This is a genomic window from Pseudothermotoga hypogea DSM 11164 = NBRC 106472 (assembly GCF_000816145.1).
Taxonomy (GTDB): domain Bacteria; phylum Thermotogota; class Thermotogae; order Thermotogales; family DSM-5069; genus Pseudothermotoga_A; species Pseudothermotoga_A hypogea.
The window spans coordinates 193,187-208,687 of record NZ_CP007141.1 but is presented as its reverse complement, the minus strand read 5'-3'; the positions used below and the strand labels follow the sequence as shown (position 1 = coordinate 208,687).

The following is a 15,501-nucleotide window of genomic DNA, read 5'->3' as shown; positions in this document are numbered from 1 at the left end:
TTGAATCTTTTGAAAAGGATTTACAAACACAGATACGCTTACTTTTTCTTGCTTCCACACTTTGCGTTTTTCCTCATCTTTTTCCTTCTTCCGGTGGGTAACGGAGTCTATCTGAGTTTGTTCGACTACAATGTTTTCTCGAAGACGTTCATCGGGATTGAAAACTACAGAGAGATATTCAGCGATTGGCTCTTCAGGAAAGCACTGCTAAACACTTTCATCTACACCTTTGGTGTCGTTCCGTTGTGGCTCGGCAAGGCGTTGCTCGTCACCGTTCTCATTTATCCTTTTCGAAAGCCGATCAAGACGTTCTTCAAAACGGTGTTTTACCTTCCACACGTCACTTCGTCGGTGATAATCTCCCTGATATGGTTGTGGATCTTCAACCCGACTTTTGGCTTGCTCAACTATTTCATGAAACTGCTTGGACTCAATCCGGTCATATGGCTTGGGAACAAGTTGACTGCTATGCCTTCTCTCATCGCCATGCAGGTCATCATGGGTGGAGGTTCTACGATCGTTTTACTCTCTGCAGCGATGGCGTCGATACCGGAATACTATTTTGAGTCTGCGAAGTTGGAGGGGGCGAGTTCGTGGAAGATCTTCACGAAAATCACAGTTCCACTGCTCAAGCCAACGATTCTCTACGCACTTGTGATGGGCACGATTGCGAACTTCCAAACTTTTTCAAACATCTACGTGATGACGCAGGGCGGTCCAGAGTTCTCCACAATCACGGTGGCGTATCTGGTCTACACAACCGCGTTCAGAGATTACAACCTTGGTTTGGCGTCGGCGATGTCGATGGTCATGTTCGTGATACTTGTTGGGCTGGGAATACTCCAATTCAAATGGCTTGGCTCAAACGTTCAGTATTGAGGTGATCGCATGAGAAAACTTAATCGAAAACGTTTGATCAAAAACGTGGTTTCTCTCATAATACTATCGTTGCTCGGTTTGATGGCTTTCATACCACTTTACTGGATGGTCGTTACGGCGTTGAAGCCGCCAACACTGGTTTTGAAGTTTCCTCCGGAGATCCTCCCGAAAAGCGTTACTCTGACGAACTTCAAATATTTGTTCCACAGGCCCTACATTTTGAGATGGACCATCAACAGCTTTGTTGTGGCTGGCTCTGTGACGGTGGCCAGGATTGTTCTCTGTGCGATGGCTGGCTATGCTCTGGCAAAGAAAAAGTTCCCCGGTGCGAAAATCTTCTTTTGGCTCTACATAGGCTCGATGATGATACCAAGCCAGGTCACTCTCATACCACTCTATGTGATAGTCTCAAGCCTTAGGATGATAAACACCTACTGGGGTTTAATTCTACCCAGTGTGGCGGCGCCGTTCGGTGTCTTTCTGATGAGACAGTTCATGGTAACGTTGCCGGATGAGATCATTGAAGCCGGAAGGATAGATGGTGCTTCGGAATTTCAGACGTTCTGGAAAATCATCTTTCCGATTTCAAAACCAGCGATAGCGGTTCTTGGAATCTTCACATTTGTCAACGAGTGGAACGCTTTTCTCTGGCCACTGATCGTGACCAACACAACGGCGATGAAGACGCTTCAAGCTGGTCTTGTCATGATAAGAGAAGAGGTTCCCTTAGAGTTCGCTCTACACATGGCCAGTTCGACCTATGCTGCGATACCGATGCTGATAGTCTTCTTCGCTTTCCAGAGATACTTCTTAGAAGGAATAACCGTGGGGGCGATAAAGTGATAGCTCCAGACCCCCTCTGCACCCTTCGAAACGTTTGGACCATCCAAAAGTCTCAACAAGTCCTGTCATTTGCTCGAAGCAAGTTCTTCAAACCATTCCTTTGGAAAAAGAACGCTGTCTGGAGGTAATTGCAGTACTTGTTGAAAGTATTTGATGGCCCTAAGTTTGTCATATGTTGCAAGACAAGTCAATAAAAAAAGCGTCTTTCCCTTAACTTGGAGTCTACTGTAATTCAAAGGATTCACGCCAGATGGCAGATGGTCGAAACATATTAGGGGCTGATTTTGCGCCTTTGGAAACTTGATTGGCTCTTTTATCTTCTCAGCATAAGCGATCACGAACTCACGGTACACTTGTGTCCAAGACTCCGCACTCATTGCTTTGGAGTTTATCATGACCTTCTCGGGACATTTTATGAACTTTCTGATGTTCTTGTCTTTCATCAGTTGAAGCAGTCGATCAAGATCGATCCATCCCTCAGTGATGGATGGTGGGGACGGTTCCTTCGTGCCGATCTTTTCAATGTACTCTTTGGCTGTTGTGTCCAAGAACTTCTCCTTGAGCGTTGGTGTCAGATCCAGTTGCAAGATTTTTTCCACGTTTTGAGCGAACTCCTCGAGCAGATGAAAATTCTGTGGTGACAACAATTTCAACAGGGACACTCTTTCGGAATCGAGCGAGAGCTTGAAGAACACGCGCTGAGGGTTCTGCTTCCATTGTTCATCCACAAGCCACCAGTCTTTCCCGTTGGTGATAACACCGAATCTCACGTTGCCATAGTTGCAGTAATCTATCAACTGTTTCAGACCATCTTCGATATTTTCCTCCGTGCCTTTCGCTTCGATCGCCAAGATCGGCTTGCCATCCTTCATGATCACGTAGTCTGCACGTGTGAGTGCCTTCACTTGCGGAATCTTGAATTCCTCTCTCAAAACTGCTGGGTCGTACACGTCTATCCCGATCCACAACAGTACGGGTTCGACAACCAATCTTTTGAGATCCTGCTCACTCGATGCGTTCTGTTCTCTCAGGTACCGAAGATTCCTTAGGGCCGTCTCAAGATAATCCCTCACATGCGGTCCCCCCAACTAATGCTTCAAAACCTCTTTACTGTATTGTAGCACAGCGAACACACAGAATCGAATCTCGCGCAGGCAGAGGAAGATTGGTGATTTGCTTTTTGAACTCTTAACATCGCAGGCTTTCAAAGCTGACGCAGCGGAACTTTCACAACGGATACATCTATGCCCCACGATCTCAAGCCTCAAGTACCCTACGTGTTGGTCTAATCGTCGAATTCTTGATCAGCGCACAGATCGAACAAAACATCAGCCTTGAAGCTAATCACCAATCGCTGAGCATTTACCCTACTTCACTCTTCAAAGAGGGACAAAGAACAAGCGTTTCGCCCTCTTGAGAAACACACTCTCCCGCGTTCGAAACAGTCTTACCATACAGCCGTTCCCGACCGTTAAAGTATACTTTCGTATATATCTTTATGGGAGCGCTCCCAAAATCGAAGGGAGGTGTTGAGCATGAAACAGATCAGGATCGTTTACAACACGGGTGAAGTCGACGAAAGCGGTAGGCCGGTCCTCAGACGTGGCACCTTTGCCGTGGAAGATTCCGTCACCACTGTTCAGGCTGAACAGATTGCCAACCTGATCGACTCTCTGAGCGACTACACCGTTCAAGAAGCGTACCTCGTCACCACGACACAGGTAATATGAGGAGGTGTGAAGCATGAAGAGATTGTTCCTCGATTTTGTGAACGAAGAGGACGGTAAGAGACGCAGGATCACTATACCCAACCCTAAGGAAGACTTGACGAGCGAACAGGTATCCGAGGCCATGGACATGCTGATAAGTCTTGGAGCACTTCCTTCGACCTTCGTCAAAGACAGAGCCGCGATAGTCGAGACGGTCACGAACGAATTCTTCAACTTGCTCTGAATCTGGGCCCCCGCGAGGGGGCCTTTCATTTTTTCCAATCATTTGAAGATGAAGCCAACGCGAAGTCTCTGCTGTGAAAAGCCCGCCGTTATGTAGAACCTCCACACTCGAGCCAGCGCGTTCACATCGAGTTCGTTCTTTCCTACAAGAAGTTGTATGCCGAAATCGGGCATCTTTCGGAAGAAAAAACCTCCGACCAGGTTGAGATCCCTCTCGCCAAGAATCAAAGAGACCGAATCGGTGATGTTCGGATACACAAACACATGTTGAGAGACCCTGTCAGAAACGTTCAAACCACCAGTCAGATACGCTACCCCGAGCAAAGAAAGATAGAAGTTCACACCACCCGAAAAGTGTTTTCCGAGCTCAAAATAAGGTTCAAAGTACACCGCATCTTTGAAAAAGGCCGTTCTGTTTTCGAAATCCCTTGCACTGTTCAAAACCTTTTGAGCGTACTTCAATCCCTCAACGCTCGGACCTTGTCTTGCGACTCTTGTTGGTCCTTCGTAGTAGGCAGCAAGGGCAAGATTGACGCTGTTAAACCGCTTCTGAAGATCTTTCAAATAACGGTTGGCACCATCCACAGACTGGAAGACGTTGAACGGGTTCAGCACACCGAGTTCTTTAGCCGTGGATGGCATCAGCTGGGTCAAACCCATCGCGCCTTTTTCTGAGAGCGCATGCACGAAGAAATCAGATTCGACTTTGATCAGTCCTTTCAGAATTACTGCGTTCTCTTTTGGCAAAAACCAATCGATTGGTGCGATGGATCGTACCAATGGCAAGAAAAGAGAGAACCTGAAGCGATCAACTTGAAAGTCGAAACAGAAGGTAGTCCGTGGATCGTTCAAAAACACCAGCGGATTGGAGACGAGCACCGAAAATACGACAGATAATAAAGACAGGCACAAGATTTTTCGCAACCTTCATTCCTCCCCCCGAGGTGTCTTCATTTTTGAGTTTACCATTCGAAAGTAAAGGCAGATATCTTTTAGATGGGTGTATCATCGAATGTAGCGAGAAATCTACACTATCTCGCTTCGTGAGGTGGAGCATGGAGATCAGAAAGATCGTAGGCCAAGTCTGCTATGTTCCCAACCCCGTGAATATTTGTATCGTCTACACAAAGGACTCGGCTGTGCTCGTGGACAGCGGGATAGATGAAAACTTCGCGAGAAAACTCTGTCGACTCCTGGAAAAACCAGCGAAGTTTCTCATCAACACGCATTCCCACGCTGATCACTGTGGTGGCAACGCATTCTTGAAGGACAAGTTTTCGGTTCACATAATGGCTCCAGAAATAGAAAGACATATCATAGAAAGTCCGATCCTGGAACCGTTTTACCTGTTCGGCGCTGCTCCGCCGAAGGAACTCCAAACCAAGTTCCTCATGGCGAAACCGTGTCGAGTGGACGAAACGCTTGAGCCCGGCACGATCACACTTCAAGACGTAACTCTAAACATTGTTCCACTCGCCGGCCATTCACCCAACCAGATCGGTGTTGCCGTGGACAAAGTTCTCTTCTGTGCGGATGCCTTGTTTTCAAAAGGAGCTATCGAGAAATATAAGATGTTCGTTGTGTACGACGTGAAGAATTTTCTGCAAACACTCGAGCTACTCGAAAAATCGAACTACGATTTCTTCTTACCATCCCATGGTGATCTCACCGGTGACATAACTGAGTTGTTGAACCTCAACAGAAAGGTTGTTCAAAACGTCTCGAACGAGATTCTGAATCTTTTGAGAACACCACACACGTTCGACGAACTTTTTCGAATGCTGCTGGGTAGATTCGACATCGAAGTCAAGAACTTTGTGCAGTTTGTTCTGTACAGATCAACGGTTCACGCCTATCTCAGTTACCTCCTGGACGAAGGTCACGTGGAAAAAGACTTGATCAAGAATTCGTTGCTGTGGCGAATTAAAGCGTGAATGAACAACCTTTGGTCGCTTGATCCGAGGCATGCCAAGAAAACTTTGATCGCTGTTTCACCTTTTCTGCCCGACCACTCAGTTGAGTCGTGTAAAAGCATCCGTTTTGTACCGGCAGGTTACTAACCGATTTGTTCAAAAACTTTTATACCCATGAGGTGCAATATCCTCGAGTGATTGCGTGAACCCTTTCTGGTTCGGACAGTGCGATCCAATCCGAAGGTCTCATGTGTCATTCTGGAATCAAGATCGGTTTGATTTTGCCAAAACGAGACGCGATAGACTATCTGGTGCAGAAGTTAAAAGGTTTTGGTGAGCTCGTTCCGTCCGATATCGCAAGCTGGTTCCACGACCAGATCGAACACAAAGGGTTTAACACAGAGTACTGATCTGTAGTACGATCTGTTGGGAGGTTGCGTTGTCTTTGATGAACTTTCTGAAGTTTTGGCGTACGGATGTGAAAAGGCTCACAGAGAAAGATTATCGCTGGAACTTCGTTGTCAATTCGATTGACAACGCTTTTTTCAGCGTCGGTATGACCTTTGGCTCCGTCTTCACGATTTTCCCAGTTTTCGCTAAGAACCTTGGTGCGTCCAACATCGAACTTGGTTTGATCTCGGCGATAACGAACCTTGGTTGGGGCATACCTGCGATCTGGGGTGCCAAATACGCAGAACGTTCGGCCAAAAAGCTGGACCTCGTGCTCAAGGTGACGATGTTGGAGAGAATTCCGTATTTTCTCATTGGACTCATCGCATTGTACTTGGTTGGTTTTTCTCCCAAGCTTTCGCTCTATCTTTCAATCGCAACTATGGGTATCGCCATCTTTGCCATGGGTTTTCTGGGTCCACCATGGATGAGCATGATAGAAAAAGTCATAGATTCACGCAGGAGGGGAACGTACTTCGCCGTGGGAAGTGGTCTGGGTGCGATCATGGGTATAGGTGGATCGTTCATCGCGAGGAATTTGCTCGCGAACCATCCATTTCCCAAGAACTTTGCTTACGTGTTCTTCACAGGCTTTGTTTTCTTCATGTTGTCCTTACTCTTCTTGTCGCTCACCAGAGAGGTGCCAGACGAGCGGATTTACGACGATGAACCGGTCCTCAGTTACATAAAAAAGATGAGACACGTTTTCGCAGACAAGAACTTCAGGAACTTCTTGATAGAGAGGATCATCAGTAGCTTCATGTTCAGTTCGGGTGGTTTCGTAACGGTTTACCTTCTCAAGAAGTTCTCACTTCCTGACGACTCAGCCGCGATCTTCACTGCTATTGTCTTGGCTTTTCAGGGTGCTTCATCCTTCCTGTTCGGACCAATTGGTGACAAGATGGGGCACAAGCTGAACCTGATCGTGAGTAAGGTTTGTTACGTTTCAGCGACTCTCCTTGCCGTGTTTTCTAAGCGTGTGGAGCAGGCCTACGTTGTATACGCACTCATGGGGGTGGTGAACACAACGGGCAACGTTGGAAGCATGGCAATCACATTGGACATGACGTCGAGCAAGCGCAAAGAACTCTACATGGGTTCGCTGTATTTTCTGATAGCACCGTTCTCTTTTGTTGCACCGCTCATCTGTGGAAAGATGATCGATCTTCTTGGACATACCCTCGCCTTTTTGTTGACAGGTGTGATCGGAGTGTTCAATCTGTTTTATCTTTTAAGATTCGTTGTGGATCCCAGGATGAGAAGACGATTATGATCGATCTGAACGCAAAACTTAGCAAAGGTACGCTCAGTTCAAGAATTTCGAGCCATTTCACATATACCATGAACAATGAGGGCACGTACGAACGGACACATGGTGTTTTACACAAGAAGCTGGGTGCACAACATTGGATCTGTACGAAGAATCTTCAAGATTCAAGAGCTCGCCGGAAGAAATAAAAGGGTATCATTTCAATGCTGACTATCGGTTCTCTTTTGCTGTAGAGCCTTCAAAGCCTCTCTGATTTTGTCAATCTGGTCCATCTTGCATACCAGGATACCGTTCTCGTTCTCAACTATGACCACGTCGCTGACACCTATCACTATCGCTGGTTTACTTGTTTTCACGAAGAGGTTTTCCCCGTTCATCACAACAGTGAGCTGCGAGTTCTTCACACCAAGGTCCTTAAGCGAATTGAAGTTGCCAACATCCGACCAGACGAAGTCAGCTTTCACCATGATGATCCTGTCTGCCTTCTCCATGAGCGCATAGTCTATGCTTATCGAAGGAACTTCTTGATAGATCTGTTCCAAGTCTTTTTTCTTCAAAAATGGTTCGATCACCTGAGGAGCATGCTTTTTCATCTGCTCGGTGAAGTAGCCAGCCTTGTACATGAACATACCACTGTTCCAAAAGTAATTTCCTTTCTCCAAGTAGGACAGAGCCGTCTGATGATCGGGCTTTTCGTGGAATTTGATCACTTCGAAGATGTTCTCATCGATTCGTTCTCCTGCCTCGATGTACCCGTAGGCCGTTTCGGCTCGGGAAGGAACTATACCAAACGTGATGATCGCCTCATACTCCTGCAAAGTGTTTTGACCAAGCTGGACGCAACACCAGAATTTTTCAACGTTTGAAATGTAATGATCGGCAGGAACGATGAAAATCGTTTCACTCGGATCGAACTTCAATGTGGCATAGGTACACGCGGGTGCGGTGTTTTTCTTCAATGGCTCGAGAAGGACATTTTCCCTGGGAATCTCTGGTACATCCATGTGAGTAAGCTCGGCGTAGGCCCTGTTGGTGACGATGTAGATGTCTTTTGGATCGAGCCTTGCCGCGATCCTTTCGAAAGTTTCTCTCAACAAAGTTTTGTCAGAAAAGAGTTTCAAAAACTGTTTTGGAGTTTCTCGTGTTGAAAGCGGCCAAAAGCGCTCTCCACTACCACCCGCCAAGATCACACACTTCATCAGCGTGCACCTCTCTTGAAAACGACGGCTTCCAATGTTTTGAGTATCACGCTCAGATCCAGCAAGATCGAGTGGTTCTTGACATAATACAGATCGTACTCCAACTTCGTTTTGTACTCTTCGAACGTCGTTGTGTGCTGGTAGTTTATCTGTGCCCAACCGGTCAAGCCAGGTTTGAGTATGAGTCTGTAGTGATAGTAAGGAATCCTGTTCACGTACTGCAGATGATACTCTACCATCTCCGGTCTTGGACCAACAACGCTCATGTCACCCTTCAGCACCAACCAGAACTGTGGTAACTCATCAAGTCTGTACTTCCGAATGAACTTTCCTATTTTCAGCATCCTCTGCTCGATATTCCTGTTTGGATTGTCTGGGTCAAAATCTCGCTGTTTCAGCGAACGCAACTTCACAAACTCGAACTCTTTGCCATCCTTCCCAACACGTTTTTGCCTGTATAAGATCGGTCGTCCATCTTCCAGAAGGATCAATATCGCAATGATCAGAACGATGGGAGAGGTGATAACGAGCGCCAAAGTGGCCAAGGCCACATCCAAGATCCTCTTGTAAGCATCCTCCACGATGGCGTTGAAAGAAGTTTCATAATAAGCTTTGAATTTCTCTACGAGTTTTAAAGGAATCCTCTTCAACACAGTCTCGGCGATGTGCGGAAGAAAGATGATGTTGTTGAGGTTCAGCCTCGCGAGCTCCGGTTGAAAGAATTCGTAAAGGTTGTAGTCTGAAACAACAATACCATCGATCTCGTCATTGAGTGTTTTCAGCTGGTCTTTGTTTTCGATGAACTGAACGAATCTGTACTCGTCGCTCTTCTGTTCTATCTCTTTGAGCAATTCTTTTATCTCTTTTTCCCCGCCGATCACGGCGTAACGGTATGGCCTGATCTTCCTTCTCAATACACTGAACAGAGAATAACCAATCAGAGCCACCGCTGGTCCACAGATGATCGTGTGCACGGCAAGCGCCGTGAGCCTAACTCTTCCAAAGCCTTGGAAGAACGACAGGTAGATCAAGCGAAGGATGATGTAGTTAATGATGTTGGAAAGGGCAATTGCAACGAACGATCTTACGAGCAGCTGGTTGAAATCGGTTAGGTGCTCTCTGTCGAAAGTTCTGAACGAGAAAAGCGCCAAGCAGCACACCAAAGGCAAAAGAAGAGAACCGCCGATTGAACCGCTAAGAAGGAAATAGACAAGACTAAGAACGCCATAGCCTGCCAGATACAGCACAAGAGGATTGTACTTTCTCACGGATTTCCCTCCAGGTTTGCCCTACTTTTGGACCGTCGTTATTTTAACACACAACTTGTTGGTGTCTCAACGCTTTGCGCTATTATCGAATTGGGGTGAACGGGTTTGAAGCTCGCATTCAATGGTGCCACAATTATTAAGGCGACCTTGGCCGAAGACATTGTTTGTGCGCGTTTGGCGGGATTTGAGATGATCGAAATCTGGAAGAGCAAACTGCTGAGCACGCTCAAGACTGGTGGAGTCGAGGTTGTAAAACAACTGCTCGAACAGAACGCACTGAAGCCTTTGACGATCAATTCCATCGAGCAGGCCACCTTCTCTGAAAACAGACAGGAGAAGCTCAAAGAATGTGAAGAACTATGTGAAATCGCAAGGGAGCTCGGCGTGGAAGCCATCGTCGTCGTGCCAGGATTCTTGAGAGAAAAACTCGATGAAGTGAGAATCGTGAAAGAGTCTGTGGATGTGTTGAAAGAGATGTCGAAGATCGCTGGTCGTTTTGGCGTGAGACTTGGATTCGAATTTCTTGGTTTTTCAAACTGCTCTGTGAACAAACTGACCGTAGCGTGGGAGATTGTTCGCCAGGTGAATGAAGACAACGTCGGCCTGATCGTGGATACGTGCCACTTCTTCTCAGGTGATTCACGGCTTGAGGAACTCGAGGAGATAGATGCTCGAAAGATCGTTGTCGTACACGTGAACGATTTACCAAAAGTCGAAGACGTCAAAGATTCAGACAGGATCATGCCGGGCGATGGCATACTCCCGCTCAGAGACTTCTTCGAGACACTGGAAAAGATTGGATACGACGGGCCGGTCAGCGTGGAGCTCTTCAACCAAGATTACTGGGACAAGCCGGCCTGCGAAACAACGCGAATAGCTTTTGAGAAACTGATGCGGTTTCTTCATTGAAGAGGGCGCAGAGAAGCGCCCTCAAATCTTTTCCGCTCTCATAGAAAACTGTGCGAAAACAATTGCGAAAGCGACGATGCACAGAATTTTGAGCCAGAGTATGGGAAAGAGCACTAACACACCGATCGCACCCAGCAGGATCCTTGATACCAAATTGAGCTTCGTCTTGAGGAAACCTTCGATCGCGTAGCTGAGCGCCATCGCCGAGACTAACCCGGCGGCGAGTGAGAGTAGATTTCTCATCCAGCTTGCCTGCAACAAGAACCCAGTATCGTACATGAACGCGTACGGTATGATCATGGCGATCAGGCCAAGCCGAAACGCCTGATAACCCGTTTCAGAGGGCTTCGCACCGGAAATTGAACTCGCCGCATAAGCTGCGAGCGCCACGGGCGGTGTGATCGCCGAGAAAACAGCATAATAGAAGACGAACATGTGGGATGGTAACGCTTTGAAACCGAGCCTTATGAGGGCAGGAACAGCCAGTGCGGAAGCAACTATGTACGCCGCGGTCGTCGGTAAACCCATCCCTAAAACTATAGACATGAGCATGACCATGACCAGCGCCAAGAAAGGTATGTTCTGCGCCAGGCTGAATATGAAGCTAACCAGCTTGAAGCCTAAGCCCGTCAGGGTTACGGCACCAACGACGATACCTGCTGCCGCACAGGCGATGGCCACAACGAAGACATTCTTTGAACCATCATAGATAGCATTGAGTACGCCTTTTGGACCCATGCGATACCTCTTGTCAAGCAGTGAGACAAACCAGCTCACGATTATCGCGATGAGTGCAGATCTCATGGGAGTGTAACCTCGCATGATCATGACCACCAGAACGATTATTGGTGCCAGCACGTAGAGTTTCTTCAAAACGTGTTTTATAGACGGGATCATTTCGGCTGGAAGGCCCCTCAAACCACGTTTTATAGCCCTCGTGTGAACTGACATGAACACATAGAAATAATACAGAAACGCAGGTACAAAGGCAGCGATCATGACCTGCTTGTAGGGAATCCCAAGGAAGGAAGCCATGATGAATGCTGCTGCACCCATGATTGGTGGCATGATCTGTCCACCACTACTCGCCACGGCTTCTACAGCACCAGCGAACACCGGAGAAAAGCCCAGCTGTTTCATCATCGGGATCGTAAAAGTGCCGGTTGCGTAAACGTTAGCAACAGCTGAACCAGATATGCTCCCGAACAACCCAGAGCTCACAACCGCGATCTTTGCTGGCCCACCGATCGTTTTACCTGCGAGTGCCTTGGAAAGGTCCATGAAGTACTCGCCAACACCGCTGTGTTCAAGAAAGCCTCCAAGGATAAGAAAAAGCATCACAAAGGTGGCAGACACTCCGAGCGGTGTCGAGAAGATACCTTCCCCGGTCAGGTAGAGATGTTCTATGATTCTGTCATAGGTGACGTACATTCCCTTTAGCTGTCCTGGAAGGAGATGTCCCACGTACATGTAAAACACAGAGGCTGCTGCAAGTATTGTCAACGCGAGTCCGACGATCCTCCTGGTCGCTTCCAGTACCATGACGACCAGAAGTGTTCCAAGGACGATTTGAGCAGTCGTGACCTCTTCAACCTGGACCATCCTGTAGATGATCATTTCATAATTCAAGATGGCATACAGACCAGGCAACACAGACAAACCAGCAAAAATCCAGTCGTACCACGGTACTCTATCTTTTGGACTGTTCTTCGTGGCGGGATAAAAGATGAAAGCCAGCGGCAACGCGAAGATCAAATGTACGTTTCTCTGCAAATAAGCTTCAAACGTGCCAAATATAGCAGTATAGATGTGGAACACGCCCATCGCCACGAGTGATAAGAATGCGAAGTAGTATGTTACTCCTTTGAGTTTCCGCATCTCTATCACCTCATTGAAAGGCTGAGGGGGCTTTCGCCCCCTCAAATCTCATTTGAGCTGAGACCAGAAATTCACTGAACCGGGATGTGCGGGAACACCTTGGCTGATCGCTTCTTCTGGGTTCAATTCAGCCATGTCCACGAAAGCCTTCGCGATCTGATCTTTCTTGTTCCAAAGCGCCTCTGCAAGTTTGTACACCAGATCTTCCGGCAGGTTCTCCCTTATCACCAAGCACGTGTAGTCTCCCACCGTTGGAACGGGTTCGGTCACACTCTTGTAAACGCCAGGTTCTATGAAGAACTTTGTTGTTCCAAGATAGTTTGCGAGCGCTTGGATAGCCTCTTCATCGACGGGTAATATGACGACATCGATTCGGCTCTCGATGTCCATGATGACGGATGCAACTCTGCTTACCTGGAATGCAAACATGTCCAGGTTGTTTTGACACTCCCAATTCCCTGAAGGAGATGGGATTCTTAGCAGCTCATTTAGGCTGCCTTCCATGGAGCATTTGATACTCCATGGCCACAGAGGTGCGGTTTAAACCTTACACCTCTGACGGGTGCCAATCCCGCTACTACTTGGGACTTCTTCCCAAGATACCTCTGCCAGATGTTTATCGCTCCTACTCCGTCCCTGTGATAACTAAATCCACAACTTTTACACTCATAGTTGCGACCAACCGCATGATTCTTGCTACCACATACAGGACAGACCTGAATCCCCAGTAGCTGTGCTTTGTAGGTTAGAACTATAGCCTGTTTGGAATGGGTATGGATATTGATAGTGCTACTGCTGCGCAGGATATATTTTTGTGTTGCTCCTGGTGAAAGCCAGAAACCTTTCTTGCTTTTTACTTTCTTGACCAGCGACATGGTTTTGTTGTAGATTCGACCAGCGAGCCTGTTCAGCTCAGAACACAGAGGATACAATTCTCTCGGAACAGGCACTTTATAAGTTCTGACTATATATCTTGACATTCTTCGATGTACCTGCTGATAGTCTCTTCTGAAACCGTTCCTGCTGAGCCAACATAATATGTTCTGCTCCATAATCCTTCCTTTGTTCTTAGATGTGGAAACTTCTCAAGAAGTTTTTTAGAAGACACTCCTTTAAACAAATTGGCTATTTGAGCTGGGGATAAGCGCGGTGGTGCTGAAACAAAAAGATGGACATGGTCTGGCTGAACTGATAGAGATAGGACTTCAATGCCATGTTTTTTGGCGATTTCAAAAATAAGTTTCTCGAGCTCTTGCCTAACGCTATCTACCAGAATCTTTTTGCGGTATTTAGGTATCCACACAAAATGATAGTTCAAATTATAAAGACTCCATCTTGTTTTTCTTAATTGCATAGCTTTCACCCTATACAATTATAACACATGCTAATAACGAACAAGCTCCTTACCCATCCCCTGAAGGAGAAGGGCTTGTGGAACACTATTTTCTGTCATTCGAACGTGGTTTCGACACGGAAGCTTGTTCAGCGAAAACTTCCAATCAAACATTTTGGAGAGCGCGAGATTGAAATGTCTCGAAAAGGTAGACCAAGGCCAATGTAAGATTCGACTTTTCCCGGGCAGATTTTTTCTCCGAAGAGCGCTCTCCATTAATATGTGTACGGACGAGCGTGTTAAGCTCGTGTAACGATATCGGTCCACGAAGGTTAACCCTCAATGAAACAGCGAATCCAGCCAGTCGAGCCAACCTGTGTGTTCCGAAAACGAGAGTTGAGAGTACATCTCGCGGTATTGATCAAGTTGGTTACTGTTCTGCGGTAGAAACACACTCAAATAGAGCAAAGCGTTTGTTGTCTGGGGGATGCGTGCTGACTGAAACTGGCTCAAAACATCGGACCAGCCAAAACTGTACAGAACTTCACCGAGATCGCACAATCTTGGGGAAGTTGAATACACCGTGTTCACTTCTGGTAGGCCGTTGGCAGGATTCATCTTCTCAACCAAGCTGCTGACAGCTTTGCTCAGTTTCTCAGAGTCCCACGCGTTCAAGAGTGGTTTGTAAGATCTGTTGGTGTAAAAACTCCTCCATCGATCGATGGCTTTCTCACAGAAGCCTTTCGAGTCCAAATCTGAAATGGACGCAAGAAACCTGTAGTCCCACCCTGAGGAGGGTATCTCACCCGGAGATGCGAGAAAGTAGTCGGCCAAATCCTTCAGTTCGTAAAGGACCTCCACCGAACCCATCAGACACGCATCGAAGCCGAGTACGTCCCAACGAGTGCCTTGAAGGGCGTTCTTCAGTTCCAAGGTCGTGAGAAAGTCTTTGCTCTGATCATCGTAAGAGATGCCTTTTGCTCTGTACGGATCTGTGTCGTCCCACGCGCTTCCATGGTTCCAGAGTATCAACGACTTTTTGTTCGCGTCGCAAGTTCCGTACTTGTTAACGAACCACGAGAGGTTCGTTCCAGAACCACTGTTGGTCTCATTGAAAAATTCTATTCTGACGAAGACCGAGTCCATCGAGAGTGCGTAAATACCATCGCTCATCGTGCCGTCTCGATCCACGAAGGCGATGACTGCAACGTCCTTCGCCGCGCTCTTCATCTCTTCGAGATCGCTGTTCACGTACTCCCAGAGGTTGTTGTCCGCCCCAAACCAACAAAGGACCAACCAAGAAGCTGGTTTGACGTTCAGAACGATTTTCGTGCTCACATCTCCATAGCTCAAAATCACAGCGTAAGAACCTGCGTCGAGAAAGAAAAATGGGACGCGGGCATAACCGGATTCGTCCGTTGTGTAGGTTTGTCCATCGATCTTTACTTCAACATTCCTCAGTAAGAAACCAAGTGGTCCAACCACGCCGACTTTCATCTCGAAAGGTTTTCCGGCGTAAAGCTCACTCGGCAGGACGACTCTGATCGTCGAGCTGTTCAAGCTCATGCAAGACGCAAGCAAGAGCGTCAATGGGATGACGGCCAAAA

The 15,501-nt window shown here is 47.2% G+C and carries 17 protein-coding genes; 8 read left to right on the top strand and 9 right to left on the bottom strand.

Annotation, left to right across the window (positions count from 1 at the left end):
• Positions 1–879: a carbohydrate ABC transporter permease gene (locus tag AJ81_RS01160; protein ID WP_031503321.1), complete on the top strand. Its 879-nt coding sequence runs from the start codon at positions 1–3 to the stop codon at positions 877–879.
• Positions 880–888: 9 nt separating this feature from the next.
• The gene (locus AJ81_RS01155; RefSeq protein ID WP_031503320.1) at positions 889–1,722 is read left to right on the top strand and encodes a carbohydrate ABC transporter permease; all 834 of its coding nucleotides are present in this window, start codon (positions 889–891) and stop codon (positions 1,720–1,722) included.
• Positions 1,723–1,787: 65 nt separating this feature from the next.
• Here AJ81_RS01155 and AJ81_RS01150 read toward each other — a convergent pair whose 3' ends face one another.
• Positions 1,788–2,795 carry a type I restriction endonuclease gene (locus tag AJ81_RS01150; protein WP_031503319.1) on the bottom strand — a complete coding sequence of 336 codons (1,008 nt, stop codon included), beginning with the start codon at positions 2,793–2,795 and terminating at the stop codon, positions 1,788–1,790.
• 462 nt (positions 2,796–3,257) lie between these two features.
• On the opposite strand from AJ81_RS01150, the gene AJ81_RS01145 reads away from it, so the two are divergent.
• Entirely contained in the window at positions 3,258–3,452 is a 195-nt protein-coding gene (locus tag AJ81_RS01145; protein ID WP_031503317.1) for a DUF1659 domain-containing protein, read from the top strand.
• Between the two features lie 13 nt (positions 3,453–3,465).
• Complete coding sequence (locus tag AJ81_RS01140) at positions 3,466–3,675, top strand: DUF2922 domain-containing protein (RefSeq protein WP_031503316.1); 210 nt, start codon at positions 3,466–3,468, stop codon at positions 3,673–3,675.
• A gap of 38 nt (positions 3,676–3,713) precedes the next feature.
• Here AJ81_RS01140 and AJ81_RS01135 read toward each other — a convergent pair whose 3' ends face one another.
• A complete protein-coding gene (locus tag AJ81_RS01135) occupies positions 3,714–4,598 on the bottom strand; it encodes a lytic transglycosylase domain-containing protein (RefSeq protein ID WP_051368846.1) in 885 nt (294 codons plus the stop codon).
• A 131-nt stretch (positions 4,599–4,729) separates the two neighbouring features.
• On the opposite strand from AJ81_RS01135, the gene AJ81_RS01130 reads away from it, so the two are divergent.
• The 3 genes from AJ81_RS01130 (at position 4,730) to AJ81_RS01125 (ending at position 7,310) form a co-directional block, all read left to right on the top strand.
• Positions 4,730–5,608 (top strand): MBL fold metallo-hydrolase, encoded by an 879-nt coding sequence (locus tag AJ81_RS01130; RefSeq protein WP_031503312.1) that lies wholly within the window; start codon positions 4,730–4,732, stop codon positions 5,606–5,608.
• A 227-nt stretch (positions 5,609–5,835) separates the two neighbouring features.
• A complete protein-coding gene (locus AJ81_RS10775) occupies positions 5,836–5,997 on the top strand; it encodes a hypothetical protein (protein ID WP_154655773.1) in 162 nt (53 codons plus the stop codon).
• A 38-nt stretch (positions 5,998–6,035) separates the two neighbouring features.
• Positions 6,036–7,310, top strand: a complete 1,275-nt coding sequence (locus AJ81_RS01125; protein WP_231845415.1) for an MFS transporter — start codon at positions 6,036–6,038, stop codon at positions 7,308–7,310.
• Between the two features lie 197 nt (positions 7,311–7,507).
• On the opposite strand, the gene AJ81_RS01120 is transcribed toward AJ81_RS01125, so the two are convergent.
• Positions 7,508–8,506: a mannose-1-phosphate guanylyltransferase gene (locus AJ81_RS01120; protein WP_031503309.1), complete on the bottom strand. Its 999-nt coding sequence runs from the start codon at positions 8,504–8,506 to the stop codon at positions 7,508–7,510.
• Positions 8,506–9,774 carry an exopolysaccharide biosynthesis polyprenyl glycosylphosphotransferase gene (locus AJ81_RS01115; RefSeq protein WP_051368848.1) on the bottom strand — a complete coding sequence of 423 codons (1,269 nt, stop codon included), beginning with the start codon at positions 9,772–9,774 and terminating at the stop codon, positions 8,506–8,508. The genes AJ81_RS01120 and AJ81_RS01115 overlap by 1 nt, the downstream gene beginning before the upstream one ends.
• A gap of 105 nt (positions 9,775–9,879) precedes the next feature.
• Between AJ81_RS01115 and AJ81_RS01110 the strand changes: the two genes are divergently transcribed.
• Entirely contained in the window at positions 9,880–10,683 is an 804-nt protein-coding gene (locus AJ81_RS01110) for a sugar phosphate isomerase/epimerase family protein (RefSeq protein WP_051368851.1), read from the top strand.
• A 21-nt stretch (positions 10,684–10,704) separates the two neighbouring features.
• Here the strand turns inward: AJ81_RS01110 and AJ81_RS01105 are convergent, their stop codons facing one another.
• From AJ81_RS01105 to AJ81_RS01090, 5 genes are all read right to left on the bottom strand, one after another.
• Positions 10,705–12,561 (bottom strand): TRAP transporter permease, encoded by a 1,857-nt coding sequence (locus AJ81_RS01105; protein ID WP_031503304.1) that lies wholly within the window; start codon positions 12,559–12,561, stop codon positions 10,705–10,707.
• 48 nt (positions 12,562–12,609) lie between these two features.
• The gene (locus AJ81_RS01100; protein WP_081708890.1) at positions 12,610–13,065 is read right to left on the bottom strand and encodes a TAXI family TRAP transporter solute-binding subunit; all 456 of its coding nucleotides are present in this window, start codon (positions 13,063–13,065) and stop codon (positions 12,610–12,612) included.
• A complete protein-coding gene (locus AJ81_RS10710) occupies positions 13,050–13,541 on the bottom strand; it encodes a zinc ribbon domain-containing protein (RefSeq protein WP_082019889.1) in 492 nt (163 codons plus the stop codon). Before AJ81_RS10710 ends, AJ81_RS01100 begins: the two co-directional genes overlap by 16 nt.
• Positions 13,526–13,915 carry an IS200/IS605 family transposase gene (gene tnpA, locus AJ81_RS01095; protein ID WP_039658594.1) on the bottom strand — a complete coding sequence of 130 codons (390 nt, stop codon included), beginning with the start codon at positions 13,913–13,915 and terminating at the stop codon, positions 13,526–13,528. Before tnpA ends, AJ81_RS10710 begins: the two co-directional genes overlap by 16 nt.
• A gap of 318 nt (positions 13,916–14,233) precedes the next feature.
• Positions 14,234–15,499, bottom strand: coding sequence for a clostripain-related cysteine peptidase (locus AJ81_RS01090; protein ID WP_144316879.1), 1,266 nt, complete (start codon positions 15,497–15,499; stop codon positions 14,234–14,236).
• Positions 15,500–15,501: the final 2 nt, after the last annotated feature.